Origin of the sequence: Cupriavidus sp. SIMBA_020, from assembly GCF_046535395.1 — a bacterium.
GTDB classification, from domain to species: domain Bacteria; phylum Pseudomonadota; class Gammaproteobacteria; order Burkholderiales; family Burkholderiaceae; genus Cupriavidus; species Cupriavidus campinensis.
This window is the reverse complement of sequence record NZ_JAWRWU010000004.1, coordinates 122,087-140,816: the sequence shown is the minus strand read 5'-3', so window position 1 is coordinate 140,816 and position 18,730 is coordinate 122,087. Positions and strand designations below refer to the sequence as shown.

The following is an 18,730-nucleotide window of genomic DNA, read 5'->3' as shown; positions in this document are numbered from 1 at the left end:
CTAGAGTCGGTAATGCGCCTCCCTGGAAGAGGGACGTCATGGAAGCGTCATCGCTGCTTCACGGCACTGTCACCGGCCCTCTCTACATTGTTTCGAAGCCGTTTCGTCACCGAAAGGACATACATGCGCGACCTTCCGACGCCTACCCAGCCGCTGTTTGACGCTCTGCCCACTGGCCGCTCCGGTCAGTCGGCGCGGAGCCGTCTTCCTCGTCAGCCAGCACAGCACCAAACCCATACACAAGCTCCAGCGCCTGCTTTCAGTGTGGCGTGGGCACGTCACCAGGACGAAGTAGCCGAGGCGCAGCGCCTGCGCTACAAGGTCTTCGCCGAAGAAATGGGCGCGCGGCTCCAGTCGTCGTCCACTGGCACCGATGTCGACATGTTCGACGCCTACTGCGACCACCTGATCGTGCGCGACCAGGAAACGCTGCGCGTGGTGGGCACCTACCGCGTGCTGCCCCCGCACCAGGCCAAGCGCGTCGGCTGCCTGTACGCCGAATCCGAATTCGACCTCGTGCGCCTGGCGCACCTGCGCCCCAAGATGCTGGAGCTGGGCCGCTCGTGCGTGCACCGCGACTACCGCTCGGGCAGCGTCATCATGGCGCTCTGGGCCGGGCTGGGCGAATACCTGCAACGCTACAACCTCGAGTCGATGCTCGGCTGCGCCAGCGTGCCGATGAGCGACGGCGGCCACTACGCGGCCAGCCTTCATCGTCTGTTCGCAGAGAAGTTCCTGGCACCGATCGAGTACCACGCGTTCCCGCGCACGCGCCTGCCGGTGGAAAACCTGAACCAGTCGCTCGACGTGGAACCGCCGGCACTGATCAAGGGCTATCTGCGCCTGGGCGCGAAGATCTGCGGCGAGCCGGCGTGGGACCCCGACTTCAACGTGGCCGACTTCCTGACGCTGCTGCGCGTGAGCGACATGAACCCGCGCTACGCCCGCCATTTCCTGGGCCTCAACCGCGGCTGAGTCCGCGACCGAAGCCTGTCGGCTCCCCGATCGAAACGGCACATTTCATCGGCATGAAAAAAGGCGACTCCGGAAACGGGGTCGCCTTTTTTGCTGGCTGCGCGAACGCCTGACGAATCAGACGTACACCACCTTGTAGCGCTTGCCCACGCGCTCCCATTCGTCGGACTCCTGCGCGAGGCTGTACTCGACGAGCGGGTTCGCGTCGATCCACACCTTGGGCAACCGCACCTCGAAACCTTCATCGAGCGCATCCGACCGCTGGCTGACCTCGATCTCGGGCAGCTTCACGTCCGCACGGCGCCGGCATAGTACAAACGCCAGACGCAGGCTGAACAGCATGCGCCAGTCGACGAACTTGCCGCTGCCGGACAGCTTGCCCAGCTTGCCCGCATGGCCCAGCAGCAGCGTCGCCAGCCGTGCCTGGTCGGTTTTCGAGAAGCCCGGCATGTCCGCATGCGTGGCGATATAGGCCGAGTGCTTGTGATAGCCGCTATGCGAAATCGACATGCCGATCTCGTGCAGACTCGCGGCCCAGCCCAGCAGGGCGAGGTTGTCGTCGCGGCGCTCGTTCGGCGGATCGGGGAACTGGGCGAGCAGTTCGCGCGCGGCCAGCCCTACCCGGCTGGCCTGCGCGCGGTCCACGCCGTAGCGGCGCATGAACTGGTCGACGGTGACCGTGCGCATGTCCTCGTGGTGGCTACGGCCGAGCAGGTCGTACAGCACGCCCAGCCGTAGCGCGCCGTCGGTCACGTCCATCCGGTCCACGTCGAGTTCGGCGAACACGCCCAGCATGATCGACAGACCGCCCGGCAGTACCGGGATGCGGTCGGCCTTGAGGCCGGCAAGCTTCACGCGATTGGCGTTCTCGGCCTTGATCAGCGCGCGCTTGAGCCGCTCCAGGCCCTCGCGCGTGATGCCATGCTCGGCCGGGTTGTCGTTCATGCCGTTCAGTTCGATCAACTCGGCCAGCGCACGCGCCGTGCCGGATGATCCCACCGCCTGCTGCCAGCCCGCCGCCCGATACTGGCGCACCAGCACCTGGATCTCGCGCCGCGCGGCCAGCTCGGCCTGCTTGAACGCGTATTCATCCACGTTGCCGCTGGGAAAGAACTGGCGACTGTGCGACACGCATCCGATATAAAGGCTTTCCATCAGCTTGGACTGATAGCCGCTGCCAATGATGAACTCGGTGGAACCGCCGCCGATGTCGACCACCAGCCGATTGCCCTGGCAGGCCGGCGCGTCATGCGAGGCGCCGAGGTAGATCAGCCGCGCCTCTTCGCGCCCGGCGATCACTTCAATGGGGAAGCCGAGCGCACTTTCCGCCTCGATCAGGAATTCGGACGCATTCTTGGCCACGCGCAGCGTGTTGGTGGCCACGGCGCGCACGTGCTCGGGCGAGAAGTCGCGCAGGCGGTCGCCAAAGCGGCGCAGCGCGTCGATGCCACGCCGCCGGGCGGGCTGGTCGAGGTATTTGTCAGGCGTGAGGCCGGCAGCAAGCCGCACGGGCTCGCGCAGGGCATCCACCTGGAAGATCTGGCTGGCGGGGCCGGAGGCCGTGGGCGTCTCGTCCACCCGCCCGATCATCAGGCGGAAGCTGTTGGAACCCATGTCGACGGCGGCCAGCAGGCGGGGATTCTGTGTCATTGCGTGCGTAAGTAGCGCAGGATCGGTGCAAGTTTGGCAAGAAACGCGCAAACCGGCCAAACGCGTAAGATTATGTCCTTGTCATGTCCACATCATGACAAAATCAAAGTGTCATCAAATTGACACGATTCTATGAAAAAGTCGCCACATCGCCAAAATAAGGTTCTACACATGATGACGACGCCGCCCGGCACGCTGCTGAACCGCGAGCTTGGCATTCTGGAATTCAATGCGCGCGTGCTGGCGCAAGCCGCCGACCCCAACGTACCGCTGCTGGAAAGGCTGAAGTTCATCTGCATCGTCTCCAGCAATCTGGACGAGTTTTTTGAAATCCGCATGGCGGGGCTGAAGGAGCAGATGCGCGATAACGCATCGGGCCTGACGCCCGATGGTCTCTCCTTCCTCCAGACCTATCAGCTCGTCACGGAGCGCACACAGCGGCTTGTGGCCTCGCAGTATGACATGCTGCAGAACGTGATCTTCCCCGCGCTCGAGCAGGAAGGCGTGTTTTTTCACCTGACCAACACCTGGACCGACGACCAGCGCCAATGGGCGCGCGACTTCTTCACGCGCGAGCTTGGTCCGGTGCTGACGCCGATCGCGCTGGATCCCGCGCATCCGTTTCCGCGCGTGCTCAACAAGAGCCTGAACTTCGTGGTCGAACTGTCCGGCAAGGACGCCTTCGGCCGCGACGCCGACCTCGCCATCGTGCAGGCGCCGCGCGCGCTGCCACGCGTGGTGCGCATGCCGGAGAAGCTGTCCGGCTACCCATATGGCTTTGTGATGCTGTCCTCATTCATGCAGGCGTTCGTGCATGAACTGTTCCCCGCCATCGACGTGGAGGGCTGCTATCAGTTCCGCGTCACCCGCAATTCCGACCTGTTCGTCTCCGAAGACGACATCACCGACCTGCGCGAGGCGCTCCAGGGCGAGCTGCCGGCCCGGCATTTCGGCGATACGGTGCGGCTCGAGGTGTCGTCCGATACTCCGCCCGCGCTCTCGCGCCGGCTGCTGCTGGAATCGGGCCTGACCGAGCAGGACCTGTACCGCGTGAGCGGCCCGGTGAACCTGGTGCGGCTGATGCAGATTCCCGATCTGGTCGACCGCCCTGCCCTCAAATACCCGCCGCACGTGCCGGCGCCGGTCAAGCCGCTCCAGGCCGGACTGGGCATGTTCGACGTGATCCGCCAGCAGGATGTGCTCCTGCACCATCCGTACGAGAGCTTCACCTCCGTGCTCGACCTGCTGCAACTCGCCGCGGCCGACCCGAATGTCGTGGCGATCAAGCAGACCGTGTACCGCACCGGCAACGAGTCGGCGGTCATGGAAGCGCTGATGACCGCCGCACGCAATGGCAAGGAAGTCACGGTGGTGGTGGAGCTGCTGGCGCGCTTCGACGAGGAGACCAACATCAACTGGGCAGAGCGGCTCGAGTCCGCCGGCGCCCACGTGGTCTACGGCGTGGTGGGCCACAAGTGCCACGCTAAGATGCTGCTGATCGTGCGGCGCGAGGCAGCCGGTCCGAAGGCCAAGCAGGTGACCCTGCGCCGCTATGCCCACCTGGGCACCGGCAACTACCATCCGCGCACCGCCCGGTTGTACACGGACTTCGGCCTGCTGACCGCCAACGAGAAGGTCTGCGAAGACGTGCACCACGTGTTCCAGCTGCTCACCGGCACCGCGGGCACGATCCGGCTGAACCACCTCTGGCAGTCGCCGTTCACGATGCACAGCAACCTCGTGGAGCATATCCGCGCGGAGGCGCGCAATGCGCGGGCGGGCAAGCGGGCGCGCATCATCGCCAAGATGAATGCGCTGCTGGAGCCGTCGATCATCGACGAACTCTACAAGGCGTCGCGCGCCGGCGTGAAGATCGACCTGATCGTGCGCGGCGTGTGCGCGCTGCGGCCGGGCGTGCCGGGGATGTCGGACAACATCACCGTGCGGTCGGTGGTAGGCCGCTTCCTGGAGCACCATCGGGTCTACTACTTCCGTGCCGATGGCGAGGACGTGCTCTACCTGTCGAGCGCCGACTGGATGGATCGCAACCTGTTCCGCCGCGTGGAGGTGGCCTTCCCGGTGCTGGATCGCACGCTGAAGGCGCGCGTGATCAAGGAAAGCCTGCAGGTGCACCTGCGCGACAACGCGTCGGCGTGGCTCATGCAGCCGGACGGCCAGTACGTGCGCAAGCGCTCGGTGGCCAAGCGGCAGCTCGTGAGCCAGGCGGAACTGCTGAGGATGTTCGGGAACTGAGAGGTTCGCCGATTCGCCCCTTCCCGCGTGCGGGAGGGGGCGATTTGCCGTGACCCTGTGTTACGCCGCGTGGCGGCGCGGGTCCGGCAGTTGCGGTGCCACGGCCGCCGGCTCATAGCCGCTGCGGTCCGTCGGGAAGACGATCCGGAAGGTGCTGCCGCGCCCGACCTCGCTGGTCACGCGCAGGTCCGCATGGTGGCGCGACAGGACGTGCTTGACGATGGCCAGTCCCAGACCGGTACCGCCCGTGTCGCGAGAGCGGCTGCGGTCCACGCGGTAGAACCGCTCGGTCAGGCGCGGGATGTGCTCGGGTGCAATGCCCAGCCCCGTATCGCTGACCGAAAACACCGAATGCCCGTCGGTATAGCTCAGCCGGATCGCAATCCGCCCGCCGTCCGGCGTGTAGCGCACCGCGTTCGACACCAGATTGCCCAGCGCCGACAACAGCTCGCTCTCCGCCCCGCGCAGCACCACGCCTGCGTCGATCTCCGCAGCGATCTGGTGGCGGCCCTGCGACAGCGCCTCCGCATCGTGCACGAGGTGGGCCGCCAGCGCACCCACGTGTACGCGGTCCTGTGTCGGCGGCTGCACATCGCTCTCCAGTTTGGCCAGCGCCAGCAGGTCTTCGACAATGCGCTGCATGCGCATCGACTGCACCAGCATCAGGTCCACGTAGCGCCTGCGGTCTTCCTCGGACACCGGCAGGTCGCGCACCGTCTCCAGGAAGCCGGTAAGCACGGTCAGCGGCGTCTTCAATTCATGCGACACATTGGCCACGAAATCGCGCCGCATGGCTTCGGTGTTTTCCACCTTGGTGATGTCCTGCGTCAGCACGAGCTTGCGGCTCTCGCCGTAAGGAAGGATCTGGACAGAGGTGATGTTGCGCTTGTGCTCGCCCATGTCGCGCATGACCAGCGGTTCGTCGTAGCGTTCTCGGGTCAGATACTGGATGAACTCGGGGCGGCGGATCAGGTGCGTGATGCGCTGGCGCACATCGCGCCGCGCGTTCAGGCCGAAATGCTGCTCGGCCACGCCGTTGCACCATTCGATCTGGTCGGCGTCGTCCAGCATCAGCACACCGTACGGCGATGCCTGGATGGCCTGGATAAAGCGCGTGTGCTGCTGCTCCACCTGGAGCACCTGCGTGCGCCAGCGCTTGACCAGCCGATGCAGCCGGTAATAGACCTCGCCCCAGAGCCCCAGCGCGCTCGGGATTTCGCCATAGGCGGGGGCGTCGAGCACCTTCCACAGCCGGTTGATCTGGAACAGGTAGTAGCAAAGCTGCAGGAACAGCGCGATACAAAGGAAGGTCAGGCCGGCTACCGGCCCCACAAAGACGTACAGACCGGCGGCGATGACCGCCAGGCTGACGAGGATGGCCGCAGATCGGGCCCAGATGACATTCATGAGAGGGATGTGGAGTCAGGCGGCCGGCCGGATGCCGGGTCGACCGCAGTCATTGCGACGGAGTGTGCCACGATTCCGCCGTGGCGATGGTGCCGGCGCGGCCCCTCTTACTGCTGCTCCGCGCCAGACTTGCCAGGATCTGGCGGCCGGCGGATCAGTGGCTCGGCGAGCGTGCCAGCCGATACCCGCTGCCGCGTACCGTCTCGATCATATTGCTGTAGCCCCCGGGCGTCAGCGCGGCGCGCAGGCGCTTGATGTGCACGTCTACCGTCCGCTCTTCCACGAACACGTGGTCGCCCCAGACCTGATCGAGCAATTGTGACCGACTGTGCACACGCTCCGGATGGGTCATCAGGAAATGCAGCAAACGGAACTCGGTCGGACCGAGGTCGAGCTTGATCGGGCCGGTGTCGTCCTGACCGGTCACACGATGCGTGGCCGGGTCCAGCCGCAGGCCGTTGATGGCCACCACGTCGTCGGTCAGTTGCGGCGCACGGCGGCGCAGCACGGCCTTGATGCGGGCCAGCAACTCCTTGGGCGAGAACGGCTTGGTCACGTAGTCATCCGCGCCAGCCTCGAGCCCCATCACCTTGTCCTGCTCCTCGCTGCGGGCGGTGAGCATGATGATGGGAATCTGCTTGGTGCGGTCGTTGGTACGCAACTCCTTGGCGAAGGTCGCGCCCGACTTGCCCGGAAGCATCCAGTCCAGCAACACGAGGTCTGGCAGGACATCGCTCATCAGCGACAGCGCCTGTTCGGCGTTGTACGCTCGGATTGGATAGTGCCCCGCGTGCTGCAGGTTGACGGCGATCAGTTCCGCAATCGCCGGTTCGTCTTCGACAACGAGAATACTGCTTGGCATGTATGTTTTCTCCGCTCTCAGTCTTGCCGCCAGGGTCAGCTCAGCGCTTCGCGCTCCATATCCTCGCGCGAGGTATGACGCACGTCCGTCCCCTTGACGATGTAGATGATGAATTCTGCAATATTCTTGGCATGATCGCCGATTCGTTCGATCGCCTTGGCGATGAACAGGAAGTCCAGCGCCACCGAAATCGAGCGCGGGTCTTCCATCATGTAGGTGATCAGCTTGCGCACGAAGGCGCGGAATTCATCGTCGATGGCCTTGTCGTCCTTGACGATGCGCGCGGCCGCCACGGTGTCCAGCCGGGCGAAGGCATCCAGCGCCTGGCGCAGCAGCGTGATGGCCATCTCCCCCGACAGCTTCACCTCGGAGTAGTTGATATTGTGCGCCGCCGCGTCTTCCATGATGTGCTTGGTGCGCTTGGCCACCTTCTCGGCCTCGTCGCCGGCGCGCTCCAGGTTGGTGATGGTCTTCGAGATGGCCATCACCAGGCGCAGGTCGCGCGCGGTGGGCTGGCGGCGCGCGATGATGTTGTTGCAGTCCGCGTCGATCTCCACTTCCAGCGCGTTGAGCTGCTGCTCGCGGGCGATGACCTGGTCAGCCAGATCGGCGTCGAAGTCCGCCAGCGCGCGCATGGCGAGCTCGATCTGCGACTCGACCAGCCCGCCCATCTGCAGCAGCTTGGTGTTGATCGCGTTGAGGTCGGCGTCGAACTGGGTCGACAGGTGCTTGTCAGTCATGATGTTCTCCTGGCCGGGGCGTGGAAGGTCTGCGATCAGCCGAAGCGGCCGGTGATGTAATCCTCGGTTTCCTTGCGGTGCGGCTTGATGAAGATCTTCTCGGTCTCGCCGAACTCGATCAGCTCGCCCAGGTACATGTAGGCGGTGTAGTCCGAGCAGCGCGCGGCCTGCTGCATGTTGTGGGTAACGATGACCACCGTGTACTCGTCCTTGAGTTCGGCAATCAGTTCCTCGATGCGGCCGGTGGAGATCGGGTCCAGCGCCGAGCACGGTTCGTCGAGCAGCAGCACTTCCGGACGGATGGCGATGCCGCGCGCGATGCACAGGCGCTGCTGCTGGCCGCCCGAGAGGCCGTAGCCCGACTGGTGCAGCTTGTCCTTGGCCTCGTTCCACAGCGCAGCCTTCGAGAGCGCCCACTCCACGCGGTCGTCCATTTCGGAGCGCGAGAGCTTCTCGAACAGGCGCACCCCGAAGGCGATGTTGTCATAGATCGACATCGGGAACGGCGTGGGCTTCTGGAACACCATGCCCACCTTGGCGCGCAGCAGCGCGATGTCCTGCTTGCTGGCCAGCAGGTTCTCGCCGTCCATGTTGATCTCGCCCTCGGCCCGTTGCTCCGGGTACAGCGCGAACATCTTGTTGAAGGTGCGCAGCAGCGTGGACTTGCCGCAGCCGGACGGGCCGATGAACGCGGTCACCTTGCGGTCCGGGATGGACATGTTGATGTGCTTCAGCGCGTGGAACTGACCGTAGTAGAAGTTCAGGTTCCGCACGTCGATCTTGGCGCGCACGGTGTCGGGAATGTCGATGACGGTAGAGGTCATGCTCGTGTCTCGCTGGAATTCGATGATCGGGGCACGTGGCGCCGGCTTATTTCTTGAACAGCATGCGCGCGACGATATTCAGCGCGAGCACACCGATGGTAATCAGGAACACACCGGCCCAGGCCAGTTGCTGCCATTCGGTGAACGGGCTCATCGCGAAGCGGAAGATCGTCACCGGCAGGTTGGCCATCGGCTTGTTCAGGTCGCTGGTCCAGAACTGGTTGGACAGCGCGGTGAACAGCAGCGGCGCGGTCTCGCCGGCGATACGGGCCACGGCCAGCAGCACGCCGGTGACGATGCCCGCATACGACGACTTGACCGTGATCGCCATCACCATCTTCCACTTCGGCGTGCCCAGGGCCACGGCGGCCTCGCGCAGCGCGTTCGGCACCAGGTTCAGCATGTTCTCGGTGGTGCGGACCACGATGGGAATCTGCAGCAGCGCCAGCGCACAGATGCCGGCCCAGCCCGAGAAGTGCCCCATGCGCGTCACCACCAGCGCATAGACGAACAGGCCGATCACGATGGACGGCGCCGACAGCAGGATGTCGTTGATAAAGCGGATCAGGCTGGCCAGCGGGGACTTCTGGCCATACTCGGCCAGGTAGATGCCGGCCAGGATGCCCAGCGGCGTGCCGAACAGCGTGGCCACGCCCACCATCACGAAGCTGCCGAAGATGGCGTTGGCCAGGCCGCCACCGGCGGTGTTGGGCGCCGGGGTCATCTGGGTGAACAGGTCGAGCGACAGGCCGCCCACGCCCAGCGAGATGGTGGTCCAGAGAATCCACGCGAGCCAGAACAGGCCGAAGAGCATGGCCGCGAGCGACGCGGTCAGCGCGTAGACGTTCATGCGCCGGCGCGAAGCCTGCAGCCGGGTGCGCACGGCGTCCGCATCGGGGCGAACGGCCGGGATCTGCGTGGCAGACACGGTTTGGCTGGCTTGGTTCATTTGCCCCCCTCATTCTTGGCAAGGCGCAGCAGCAGCACTTTGGACAGCGCCAGCACCACGAAGGTAATGAAGAACAGGATCAGGCCCAGTTCCATCAGCGCGGCCGTGTGCAGGCCGGCGCCGGCTTCGGCGAACTCGTTCGCCAGCGCCGAGGTGATGGAGTTGCCGGGCGAGAACAGCGAGACGTTGTCCAGCAGGTTGGTGTTGCCGATCACGAAGGTCACGGCCATGGTCTCGCCGAGCGCGCGGCCCAGGCCGAGCATCACGCCACCGATCACGCCGGCCCGGGTGTACGGCAGCACCACGCGCCACATCACCTCCCAGGTGGTGCAGCCCACGCCGTACGCCGATTCCTTCAGCAGCACCGGGGTCACTTCGAACACGTCGCGCATCACCGAGGCGATGTACGGGATGATCATGATCGCCAGGATCACGCCCGCGCACAGCAGGCCGATCCCCAGCGGCGCACCCTGGAACAGCTTGCCGATCACGGGTACCTGGCCAATCGTATTGGCCAGCGGCCGCTGGAAGTACTCGCCGAAGATGGGCGAGAACACGAGCAGGCCCCACATGCCGTAGACGATGGAGGGCACGGCGGCAAGCAGCTCGATAGCGGTGCCAAGCGGCCGGCGCAGCCAGGCGGGCGACAGCTCGGTCAGGAACAGGGCGATGCCGAAGCTGACCGGCACAGCGATGATGAGCGCGATGATCGAGGTGATCAGCGTGCCGTAAATGGGGACCAGGGCGCCGTAGACGTCGGCGGGCGGATCCCATTCGGCGTTCCACAGGAACGAGATGCCGAATTTCTGGATCGAGGGCCAGGCGCTGAACGCCAGGGAGACGATGATGCCGCCCAGCAGCAGCAGCGTCACGATGGCGGCGCCGCGCGTCAGGCCGCCGAACAGGATGTCGCCCATGCGGCTGGGGGGCCGGACGGCGGGGAGATCGGGCGTAGTGGCCATGGTGGGATATGGAGTGCGTGGATGCAAGCGGCACGGCCCGCCTCAGTTGGATTACCTGGGCGGGCCGGCCAGCCCTGCGGATGACAGGGCACGCGATCCCGTGGATCCTCGCGCCCTGCCCGTGCCGTCAGTACAGCAGCTTAGTACAGCGCCTTGCCCGACGCGTCCTTGACGCTGGTCTTCCAGGTCGTGCGGATCTGGTTCACGACCGATTCCGGCAGCGGCACGTAGTCCAGGTCAGCGGCCATGTTGGCGCCGCTCTTGTAGGCCCAGTCGAAGAACTTCAGCACTTCAGTGCCTTGCGCGGCCTTTTCCTGGTTCTTGTGCACCAGGATGAACGTGGCGCCAGCGATCGGCCAGGCGGTCTTGCCTTGCTGGTTGGTCAGGATCTGGTAGTACGTCTTGCTCCAGTCCGCACCGGCGGCGGCGGCCTTGAAGGCGTCGTCGCCCGGCTGCACCACTTCACCCGAGGCATTCTTCATGTTCAGGTGGGTCATCTTGTTCTGCTTGGCGTACGCGTACTCCACGTAGCCGATGGCACCGTTCAGGCGCTGCACGAAGGCGGCCACGCCTTCGTTACCCTTCCCGCCCGTGCCGCCGCCCGGCCAGTTGACCGTGGTGCCTTCGCCCACCGAGTTCTTCCAGTCGGGGCTGACCTTCGACAGGTAGTTCGTGAAGATGAACGTGGTGCCCGAGCCATCGGCGCGACGCACCGGCAGGATGTCCTGGCTCGGCAGCTGGACCTTCGGGTTCAGGGCCTTGATCGCGGGATCGTCCCACTTCTTGATCTTGCCCAGGTAGATGTTGGCGAGCACTTCACCGGTGATGGTGAGGTCGCCCGGCTTCACGCCTTGCAGGTTGATCACCGGCACCACGCCGCCGATCACGGTCGGGAACTGCACCAGGCCTTGCTTGGCCAGTTCCTCGTCCTTCAGCGGGGCGTCCGATGCGCCGAAATCGACCGTCTTGGCGCCAATCTGCTTGATGCCGCCCGACGAACCGATGGATTGATAGTTGACCTTGTTACCCGTAGCTTTTTGGTAGGCGTCTGCCCATTTGGAATACACGGGCGCCGGGAACGAAGCGCCTGCACCGGTAATTTCCGCCGCGAACGCAGTACCCATCACTACCATCGAAACGATGCCTGCCACGGCAGTCTTGACCAGCTTCATATGTCCTCCAGAGAACATGGTTGGGAATGACAAATTTTTGACATCCGAACTTTATGCTTTCTGTATGACAGATCCGTGACAACACGAGATGTTCTTAAATGGGCGCTTGTGACCGATGAACAACGTGCAAAAAGTGGATAAACAGGCATAAAAAATGACGCCAGCATCATGCTGGCGTCATTTTTTAGTCAGGGACGGGTCAGGTCAGGCGCGCAGCGAGTCAGCCAGCGCCTGGGCGGCGCGTTCGGAGGTTTCGACCTGCTCGGCCTCCACCATCACACGGACCACCGGCTCGGTGCCCGAGGCCCGGATCAGCACCCGGCCGCGACCTTCGAGTTCGGGCTCGACCTTGGCGCGCATCGCCTGCAGACCGGCATGGGTCTGCCAGTCGAAACCTTTCTCCACACGAACGTTGATCAGCGTCTGCGGGAACAGCTTCACGCCTTCCAGCAGCTGGGCCAATGTCTTGCCGCTGCGGCGCAGCGCGGCCAGCACCTGGAGTGCCGACACGATGCCATCGCCCGTCGTGTGACGATCCAGACACAAAAGATGGCCGGAGCCCTCGCCGCCGAGCGTCCACTTGCGCTTGTTGAGTTCTTCCAGCACGTAGCGGTCGCCCACCTTCGCGCGGACGAATTCGACGCCGAGACGCTTGAGCGCCAACTCGACGGCCATGTTGGTCATCAGCGTACCCACTGCGCCATCTACCCGCTGGCCGGCGGCCTGGCGATCACGGACGATCAGGTACAGCAATTCGTCACCGTTGTAGAGCCGGCCGTCGGCATCCACCACCTGGAGGCGGTCGGCATCGCCGTCGAAGGCCAGGCCCAGGTGCGCGCCGTGCGCCTTGACGGACTCGATCAGCTTCTCGGGCGCCGTGGCGCCGTAGCCGGCGTTGATGTTGCGGCCGTCCGGCTGGTTACCGATGGAAATCACCTCGGCACCGAGTTCATGGAACACGTGCGGGGCGATGTGGTACGCCGCGCCGTGGGCGCAGTCCACCACAAGCTTGAGCCCGTGCAGATCCTGCTCATACGGGAACGTGCTCTTGCAGAACTCGATGTAGCGGCCAGCCGCATCCTCGATGCGGCGCGCGCGGCCGAGATCGTCCGAACGCACACAGGCCATCGGCTCCTCGAGCTGGGCTTCGATCTTCTGCTCCACCTCGTCCGGCAGCTTGTCGCCCGTCGACGAGAAAAACTTGATGCCGTTGTCGTAGTACGGATTGTGGCTCGCGGAAATGACCACGCCCGCCGCCAGCCGCAGCGCGCGGGTCAGGTAGGCCACGCCCGGCGTGGGTAGCGGGCCGGTCAGCAGCACGTGCACGCCGGCAGCCGTAAAGCCGGCTTCCAGTGCAGCTTCGAGCATATAGCCCGAGATCCGCGTGTCCTTGCCGATCAGCACGGTCGGCCGGCCCTGGCTGGTCTTCTGGCCCAGCGCCAGCACCTTGCCGGCGGCATAGCCCAGTCGCATCACGAAATCCGGCGTGATCGGCGCTTCACCAACCCGACCCCGCACGCCATCTGTCCCGAAATACTTGCGCGTCATCTGTTTCATTCTCCCGATTGCCCTGTACCGGCAACTGATTCATGGCGAATCGCCCACCAGGTCTTGATGGCGTCCACCGTCTGTTCCACGTCGTGCACCCGCACGATAAATGCGCCCCGCTCCGCCGCGCACACGGCCGCCGCCAGGCTGGCGGCCACGCGCTGCTGCGGCGGCCTGCCACCGAGAATGGCGCCAAGCGTCGACTTGCGCGAGAGCCCGGCCAGGATCGGCAGGCCGTCCACGGCCAGGCGCGGCATTTGGCCGAGCAGACGGAGATTATGATCCGGCGTCTTGCCAAATCCAAACCCCGGATCGAGCGAAATACGCGTGTCGTCCACGCCCGCCGCACGCAGGGTTGACACCCGTTCGCGCAGGAATTCCTCCACCTCGGCCACCACGTCCGCGTACTGCGGGTCTTCCTGCATGGTCTGCGGGTCACGCTGCATGTGCATCACGCACAGGCCCGCCTGCCCCGCCGCCGCGCCGGACACGGCTTCCACCGCGCCCGGCATGCGGAAACCCCAGATATCGTTGATCAGATCCGCTCCGCCCGCCAGTGCCGCACGCATGACTTCGGGCTTGTAGGTGTCGATCGACAACGGTTTGCCACACGCCGCCAGGGCCTCGACGATCGGCATCACGCGGGCCAGTTCCTGGTCCAGTGGCAGCGCCGCCGAACCCGGGCGGCTGGATTCCCCGCCAATATCGATGATGTCCACGCCTTCGGCGATCATCTGCTCCGCGTGGCGCAGGGCCGCGTCGCGGCCCGCATGCTGGCCACCGTCGGAGAACGAATCAGGCGTGACGTTGAGGATGCCCATCACCAGCGGGCGGCGGTTGCGGGCGAAGCGGTAGCGCCCGCACTGGAAGAACTCGGTCGACAAGATCTGGTGTCCTGGAATGGAAAAAGCCGGTGCGCAGGGCACCGGCTTCTGAACTGCCCGCCTGCGAAGGCAGGGCAATCGCGATCAGGCCGTGGCGGGCGCGTTGGTCGGCGCCACCGGCGAACCGCCCGGAGGCGTGTTGCCACCACCGTTCTGGCCCGACACGCCACGCGGCGGACGCGGCGGCTTGCCCGCCATGATGTCGTTCACCTGGTCGGCGTCGATCGTTTCCCACTCCATCAGGGCGCTGGTCATCGCCTCGACCTTGTCGCGGTGATCTTCGAGCAGGCGCTTGGCCAGCGCGTATTGCTCGTCGATGATGCGACGGATCTCGCCGTCAACCTTCTGCTGGGTGGCCTCGGACACGGTCTTCGACGAGAGCTTGCCGAACATGCCGTCCTGCTCCGTATCGACATACACCATGGCGCCGAGCGAATCGCTCATGCCGAAACGGGTCACCATATCGCGGGCGATCTTGGTGGCGCGCTCGAAGTCGTTGGACGCCCCCGTGCTCATGGCGTTGAGGAAGACCTCCTCCGCCGCACGGCCGCCGAAGAGAATCGCGATCTCGTCGAGCATGTTGTCCTTGTACTTCGAATACTTGTCATGCTCCGGCAGCTGCCAGGTCACGCCCAGCGCCCAACCGCGCGGCATGATCGTGACCTTGTGCACCGGATCGGCCTTCGGCAGCAGCTTGGCCACCACCGCGTGGCCGGACTCGTGGTAAGCCGTGGCCTTGCGCTCTTCCTCGCGCATGACCGTCGACTTGCGCTCCGGGCCCATGAAGATCTTGTCCTTGGCGTCCTCGAAGTCCTGCATGTCCACCACGCGCTTGTTGCGGCGGGCGGCAAACAGCGCGGCCTCGTTGACCAGGTTGGCCAGGTCGGCACCCGAGAAGCCCGGGGTACCGCGACCGATCACCGACGCGTCCACGTCGTTGCCGATCGGCACCTTGCGCATATGCACCTTCAGGATCTGCTCGCGGCCGCGGATGTCCGGCAGGCCCACGTAGACCTGGCGGTCGAAACGGCCCGGACGCAGCAGCGCCTTGTCCAGCACGTCGGCGCGGTTGGTCGCGGCGATCACGATGACGCCCGAGTTGGCCTCGAAGCCATCCATCTCGACCAGCATCTGGTTCAGCGTCTGCTCGCGCTCGTCGTTGCCGCCGCCCATGCCGGCGCCGCGATGGCGACCGACCGCGTCGATTTCATCGATGAACACGATGCAGGGCGCCTGCTTCTTGGCGTTCTCGAACATGTCGCGCACGCGGGCCGCGCCCACGCCGACGAACATTTCAACGAAGTCCGAACCGGAAATGCTGAAGAACGGCACCTTGGCCTCGCCGGCGATGGCACGCGCCAGCAGCGTCTTGCCGGTACCCGGAGGGCCAACCAGCAGCACGCCGCGCGGAATGCGGCCGCCCAGCTTCTGGAATTTCTGCGGATCCTTGAGGAAGTCGACCAGTTCGACCACTTCCTCCTTGGCCTCGTCGCAGCCGGCCACATCCGAGAACGTGACGGCATTCTGGTTTTCGTCGATCAGGCGCGCACGGGACTTGCCGAAGGAGAAGGCACCGCCTTTCCCGCCGCCCTGCATCTGCCGCATCATGTAGAACCAGAAGACGATGATCAGCAAGGTCGGCCCGAGGTAGTACAGGGCCTGGACCAGCACGTTCGGCTCGTCGTCGGCCTTGCCGGTTACCTGGACGCCATACTTCATCAGGTCGCCGACCATCCAGATGTCGCCCGGCGAAATGATCGTGTACTTGGCGCCCTCTTTGGGCGAGACCACGAGATTACGGCCCTGCACGTCGACGCGGCTCACCTTGCCGTTCTTGGCGTCATCCATGAACTGCGAATAGGTGACACCGTCCTGGGCACGTGGTTTGTCGAACTGCTTGAAGACGGTGAACAATACCAGCGCGATTACGAGCCAGATTGCCGCCTTTTGAAACAGGTTGTTATTCAAGGCCGAACTCCTTTGCAATTGCCTTGCCAACGGGATAGCTGCATTGCATTGTAATGCAGCCCCCGCCCCCGCAGGGAATCTCTGAATCTATGGTCCCGATAGTGCCCGAGGCGCCCCATGCCGGCAAGCCGCCCGGGGTGTCCGGCGCACGTTTCAGTCCACCGACTTCAGGTAACGCCCAAGAATAAAGGTTTCTGAAGACTTGTCGCGCGACGCCTTGGGCTTGCGCTTGGCGACTACCTTGAATTGGCGCTTGAATTTCTCCACGATCTGGCTGTAACCGCTGCCGTGGAAGCACTTTACCAGCAACGATCCCTCGGGTTTCAGGTGCGCCTGGGCGAATTCGAGGGCCAGATCGCACAAATATTCGATCCGGGCCGAATCGGACGAAGACACACCGGACAAATTGGGGGCCATGTCCGAGATAACAAGGTCGATACGGGTGCCGCCGGAAGCGGCCAGGACCACCTCCTCGAACTCCCGGAATACCGATTCCTCGCGGAAGTCACCCTGAATAAAAGTGACGTCGGCGACAGGTTCCATCGGCAACAGGTCGATGGCGATCACCGCCCCGTCGATCTTGCCATCCTTGGCGCGCGGCGACGCTGCCAGCCGGTTACGGGCGTACTGGCTCCAGCTGCCCGGGGCGGCGCCAAGGTCGACAATGACGTGGCCCGGTTGGATCAGCTTGTCCTGCTCGTCGATCTCCTTGAGCTTGTAGGCCGCACGGGCGCGATAGCCCTCGCGCTGGGCCATTTTCACGTAGGGATCGTTGATGTGGTCATGCAACCACGCGTGATTAAACTTGTTCTTTGCCATTTTTTGCTGATATTTACCGCCTGCCGGCGCCATTTTGGCGGATAATACGCGCCATTCCGCTTTGCGCCCTGACATGCCCGCACTAGAACTGATACCTGCCCAACGCTCCTCCCTCCGCGCCCGCGCCCACGGTCTGAACCCCGTGGTCATGGTCGGCGCGGAAGGCCTGACCCGCGCGGTCCTGGCCGAGATCGACCGGAGCCTGGCGGCTCACGATCTGATCAAGATCCGTGTATTCGGCGACGAGCGCGCCACGCGCATCGCCATTTATGAAGCCATCTGCGACGAACTCGACGCTGCACCCATCCAGCATATCGGCAAGCTGCTCGTGATCTGGCGTCCGGGTCCGGCCCGCCTGGAAGAGAACCGGCCCGAGGAACTGGGTCGCATGGCCCCGCGCCGTCCGACCACTGGCGCCGCGCCGCGCACCGTGACGGTCCGCAAGCCCAGCGCTGCGCCGAACCGCCGGCCTACCCGCAAGGAAGTGACCGTACTCGGCAACGAGCGCGTGACCCAGGGCGGCAACGTCAAGCGCCTGCGCGCCCGCCCCAGCAGCCAGAAGAAGAAGGCGCTGGGCTGATCCGCCCTGCCCTGCCTGTTCTGGCCTGAAGAACGCCCGCTTGCGCGGGCGTTTTTTTATTCCCCGGCCGAACGCGGCGCCGCAGCGCGCCACACCAGCACCAGCGCCAGGATGCTCTGCACGAGGTAGATGACGCTCGACACGCCGTGCAGCATGCCGAACTGGCCCTTGAACGGCGATTCGGAGACGCCCAGGTTCAGCGCCTGCGCGCGGACCTTGAGCCCTTCCATGAACGGCTGCACGCCGAAGTAGCCAGCCAGCACGCAAACCAGCATGGCCAGCACGATCCAGCGCAGCGTGCGATAGCGCTGGGCGCCACGGCGGATCATCACATTGCACAAGACCAGTTGCAGCACGCCTACCGTGATGCCGAGGATCGCCTCGGTCCGGAACAGGTGGCCGGCAATCATGCCCGCCATCTCGCGGCTCGGCAGCACCGAAAACAGCGTCGGCGCCACCATGTAGCCTACTGTCCACAAACTGCCTGCCCAGACGACGGTCAGCAGCAGGAAAATCCGGTGTGGCAGCGGCGGCAGGTTCGAATATGAGGAGGAGAACACGTGTGGGCGCCCGTCAGACGTAGCGGACGGTGATCACTTCGTATTCGCGCTCGCCACCCGGGGCCAGCACGACGGCCACGTCGCCTTCGAACTTGCCGATCAGGGCCCGGGCGATGGGCGAGCTGACCGAAATCTTGCCGCTGTCGAGGTCGGCTTCGTCGTCGCCGACGATCTGGTAGCTCACGGCCTTGCCCGATCCCAGGTCTTCCAGGTCCACAGTGGCGCCAAAGACGATGCGGCCGTCCGTGTCGAGCTGGGTCGGATCGATAACCTGGGCAGCCGACAGCTTCGACTCCACTTCCAGGATGCGGCCTTCGATAAAGGCCTGCTTTTCCTTGGCGGCGTCGTACTCGGCGTTTTCCGACAGATCGCCCTGCGCGCGGGCTTCGGAGATCGCCGTGATCACCGCGGGACGTTCGACGGCCTTGAGGCGCTGCAGTTCTTCCTTCAGGAGTTCAGCGCCACGCTTGGTAATCGGAATGGTGCTCATATCTCGTTCAACAAAAAAATGAGCCGCAGCGGAGCTGGAGCCATGCTCCCGGCAAGGTTGCCGGAAGCACTTCCGCTCGACCGCGGC

17 protein-coding genes are annotated in these 18,730 nt (G+C 64.7%); 3 read left to right on the top strand and 14 right to left on the bottom strand.

The window, feature by feature from the left end:
* The first annotated feature begins 123 nt into the window (after window positions 1-123).
* Window positions 124-975, top strand: a complete 852-nt coding sequence (locus tag SB751_RS09850; protein WP_211943747.1) for a GNAT family N-acetyltransferase — start codon at window positions 124-126, stop codon at window positions 973-975.
* Between the two features lie 117 nt (window positions 976-1,092).
* Here SB751_RS09850 and ppx read toward each other — a convergent pair whose 3' ends face one another.
* On the bottom strand, window positions 1,093-2,625 hold the full coding sequence (gene ppx, locus SB751_RS09845) for an exopolyphosphatase (RefSeq protein ID WP_211943748.1): 1,533 nt from the start codon (window positions 2,623-2,625) through the stop codon (window positions 1,093-1,095).
* A gap of 132 nt (window positions 2,626-2,757) precedes the next feature.
* Here ppx and ppk1 point away from each other — a divergent pair, with 132 nt between their 5' ends.
* Window positions 2,758-4,878, top strand: a complete 2,121-nt coding sequence (gene ppk1, locus SB751_RS09840) for a polyphosphate kinase 1 (protein WP_144201746.1) — start codon at window positions 2,758-2,760, stop codon at window positions 4,876-4,878.
* 60 nt (window positions 4,879-4,938) lie between these two features.
* Here the strand turns inward: ppk1 and phoR are convergent, their stop codons facing one another.
* From phoR to SB751_RS09785, 11 genes are all read right to left on the bottom strand, one after another.
* Window positions 4,939-6,285, bottom strand: coding sequence for a phosphate regulon sensor histidine kinase PhoR (phoR, locus tag SB751_RS09835; RefSeq protein WP_144201748.1), 1,347 nt, complete (start codon window positions 6,283-6,285; stop codon window positions 4,939-4,941).
* Between the two features lie 154 nt (window positions 6,286-6,439).
* On the bottom strand, window positions 6,440-7,147 hold the full coding sequence (phoB, locus tag SB751_RS09830; protein ID WP_130389766.1) for a phosphate regulon transcriptional regulator PhoB: 708 nt from the start codon (window positions 7,145-7,147) through the stop codon (window positions 6,440-6,442).
* 35 nt (window positions 7,148-7,182) lie between these two features.
* On the bottom strand, window positions 7,183-7,887 hold the full coding sequence (gene phoU, locus SB751_RS09825) for a phosphate signaling complex protein PhoU (protein ID WP_144201750.1): 705 nt from the start codon (window positions 7,885-7,887) through the stop codon (window positions 7,183-7,185).
* A gap of 35 nt (window positions 7,888-7,922) precedes the next feature.
* The gene (gene pstB / locus SB751_RS09820) at window positions 7,923-8,711 is read right to left on the bottom strand and encodes a phosphate ABC transporter ATP-binding protein PstB (RefSeq protein WP_092289789.1); all 789 of its coding nucleotides are present in this window, start codon (window positions 8,709-8,711) and stop codon (window positions 7,923-7,925) included.
* Between the two features lie 46 nt (window positions 8,712-8,757).
* Window positions 8,758-9,660, bottom strand: a complete 903-nt coding sequence (gene pstA, locus SB751_RS09815) for a phosphate ABC transporter permease PstA (protein WP_144201751.1) — start codon at window positions 9,658-9,660, stop codon at window positions 8,758-8,760.
* Window positions 9,657-10,622 carry a phosphate ABC transporter permease PstC gene (pstC, locus tag SB751_RS09810; RefSeq protein ID WP_092289793.1) on the bottom strand — a complete coding sequence of 322 codons (966 nt, stop codon included), beginning with the start codon at window positions 10,620-10,622 and terminating at the stop codon, window positions 9,657-9,659. Before pstC ends, pstA begins: the two co-directional genes overlap by 4 nt.
* 140 nt (window positions 10,623-10,762) lie before the next feature.
* Entirely contained in the window at window positions 10,763-11,794 is a 1,032-nt protein-coding gene (gene pstS / locus SB751_RS09805; protein ID WP_144201753.1) for a phosphate ABC transporter substrate-binding protein PstS, read from the bottom strand.
* 204 nt (window positions 11,795-11,998) lie between these two features.
* Window positions 11,999-13,342 carry a phosphoglucosamine mutase gene (gene glmM, locus SB751_RS09800; RefSeq protein ID WP_144201755.1) on the bottom strand — a complete coding sequence of 448 codons (1,344 nt, stop codon included), beginning with the start codon at window positions 13,340-13,342 and terminating at the stop codon, window positions 11,999-12,001.
* A gap of 5 nt (window positions 13,343-13,347) precedes the next feature.
* Window positions 13,348-14,226: a dihydropteroate synthase gene (gene folP, locus SB751_RS09795; protein WP_144201757.1), complete on the bottom strand. Its 879-nt coding sequence runs from the start codon at window positions 14,224-14,226 to the stop codon at window positions 13,348-13,350.
* 84 nt (window positions 14,227-14,310) lie between these two features.
* Window positions 14,311-16,194, bottom strand: a complete 1,884-nt coding sequence (gene ftsH, locus SB751_RS09790) for an ATP-dependent zinc metalloprotease FtsH (RefSeq protein ID WP_144201759.1) — start codon at window positions 16,192-16,194, stop codon at window positions 14,311-14,313.
* 153 nt (window positions 16,195-16,347) lie between these two features.
* Entirely contained in the window at window positions 16,348-17,013 is a 666-nt protein-coding gene (locus SB751_RS09785) for an RlmE family RNA methyltransferase (protein ID WP_144201922.1), read from the bottom strand.
* 73 nt (window positions 17,014-17,086) lie between these two features.
* Here SB751_RS09785 and SB751_RS09780 point away from each other — a divergent pair, with 73 nt between their 5' ends.
* The gene (locus tag SB751_RS09780; protein ID WP_144201761.1) at window positions 17,087-17,593 is read left to right on the top strand and encodes a YhbY family RNA-binding protein; all 507 of its coding nucleotides are present in this window, start codon (window positions 17,087-17,089) and stop codon (window positions 17,591-17,593) included.
* A gap of 56 nt (window positions 17,594-17,649) precedes the next feature.
* Here SB751_RS09780 and SB751_RS09775 read toward each other — a convergent pair whose 3' ends face one another.
* Complete coding sequence (locus SB751_RS09775; protein ID WP_144201763.1) at window positions 17,650-18,153, bottom strand: DUF4149 domain-containing protein; 504 nt, start codon at window positions 18,151-18,153, stop codon at window positions 17,650-17,652.
* A gap of 13 nt (window positions 18,154-18,166) precedes the next feature.
* Window positions 18,167-18,643: a transcription elongation factor GreA gene (gene greA / locus SB751_RS09770; protein ID WP_144201765.1), complete on the bottom strand. Its 477-nt coding sequence runs from the start codon at window positions 18,641-18,643 to the stop codon at window positions 18,167-18,169.
* Window positions 18,644-18,730: the final 87 nt, after the last annotated feature.

Excerpts from the sequence above, each read along its gene's own strand:
- SB751_RS09850 (WP_211943747.1), top strand. The coding sequence starts at position 124 with ATGCGCGACCTTCCGACGCCTACCCAGCCGCTGTTTGACGCTCTGCCC.
- ppx (WP_211943748.1), bottom strand. The coding sequence starts at position 2,625 with ATGACACAGAATCCCCGCCTGCTGGCCGCCGTCGACATGGGTTCCAAC.
- ppk1 (WP_144201746.1), top strand. The coding sequence starts at position 2,758 with ATGAAAAAGTCGCCACATCGCCAAAATAAGGTTCTACACATGATGACG.
- phoR (WP_144201748.1), bottom strand. The coding sequence starts at position 6,285 with ATGAATGTCATCTGGGCCCGATCTGCGGCCATCCTCGTCAGCCTGGCG.
- phoB (WP_130389766.1), bottom strand. The coding sequence starts at position 7,147 with ATGCCAAGCAGTATTCTCGTTGTCGAAGACGAACCGGCGATTGCGGAA.
- phoU (WP_144201750.1), bottom strand. The coding sequence starts at position 7,887 with ATGACTGACAAGCACCTGTCGACCCAGTTCGACGCCGACCTCAACGCG.
- pstB (WP_092289789.1), bottom strand. The coding sequence starts at position 8,711 with ATGACCTCTACCGTCATCGACATTCCCGACACCGTGCGCGCCAAGATC.
- pstA (WP_144201751.1), bottom strand. The coding sequence starts at position 9,660 with ATGAACCAAGCCAGCCAAACCGTGTCTGCCACGCAGATCCCGGCCGTT.
- pstC (WP_092289793.1), bottom strand. The coding sequence starts at position 10,622 with ATGGCCACTACGCCCGATCTCCCCGCCGTCCGGCCCCCCAGCCGCATG.
- pstS (WP_144201753.1), bottom strand. The coding sequence starts at position 11,794 with ATGAAGCTGGTCAAGACTGCCGTGGCAGGCATCGTTTCGATGGTAGTG.
- glmM (WP_144201755.1), bottom strand. The coding sequence starts at position 13,342 with ATGACGCGCAAGTATTTCGGGACAGATGGCGTGCGGGGTCGGGTTGGT.
- SB751_RS09785 (WP_144201922.1), bottom strand. The coding sequence starts at position 17,013 with ATGGCAAAGAACAAGTTTAATCACGCGTGGTTGCATGACCACATCAAC.
- SB751_RS09780 (WP_144201761.1), top strand. The coding sequence starts at position 17,087 with ATGCCCGCACTAGAACTGATACCTGCCCAACGCTCCTCCCTCCGCGCC.
- greA (WP_144201765.1), bottom strand. The coding sequence starts at position 18,643 with ATGAGCACCATTCCGATTACCAAGCGTGGCGCTGAACTCCTGAAGGAA.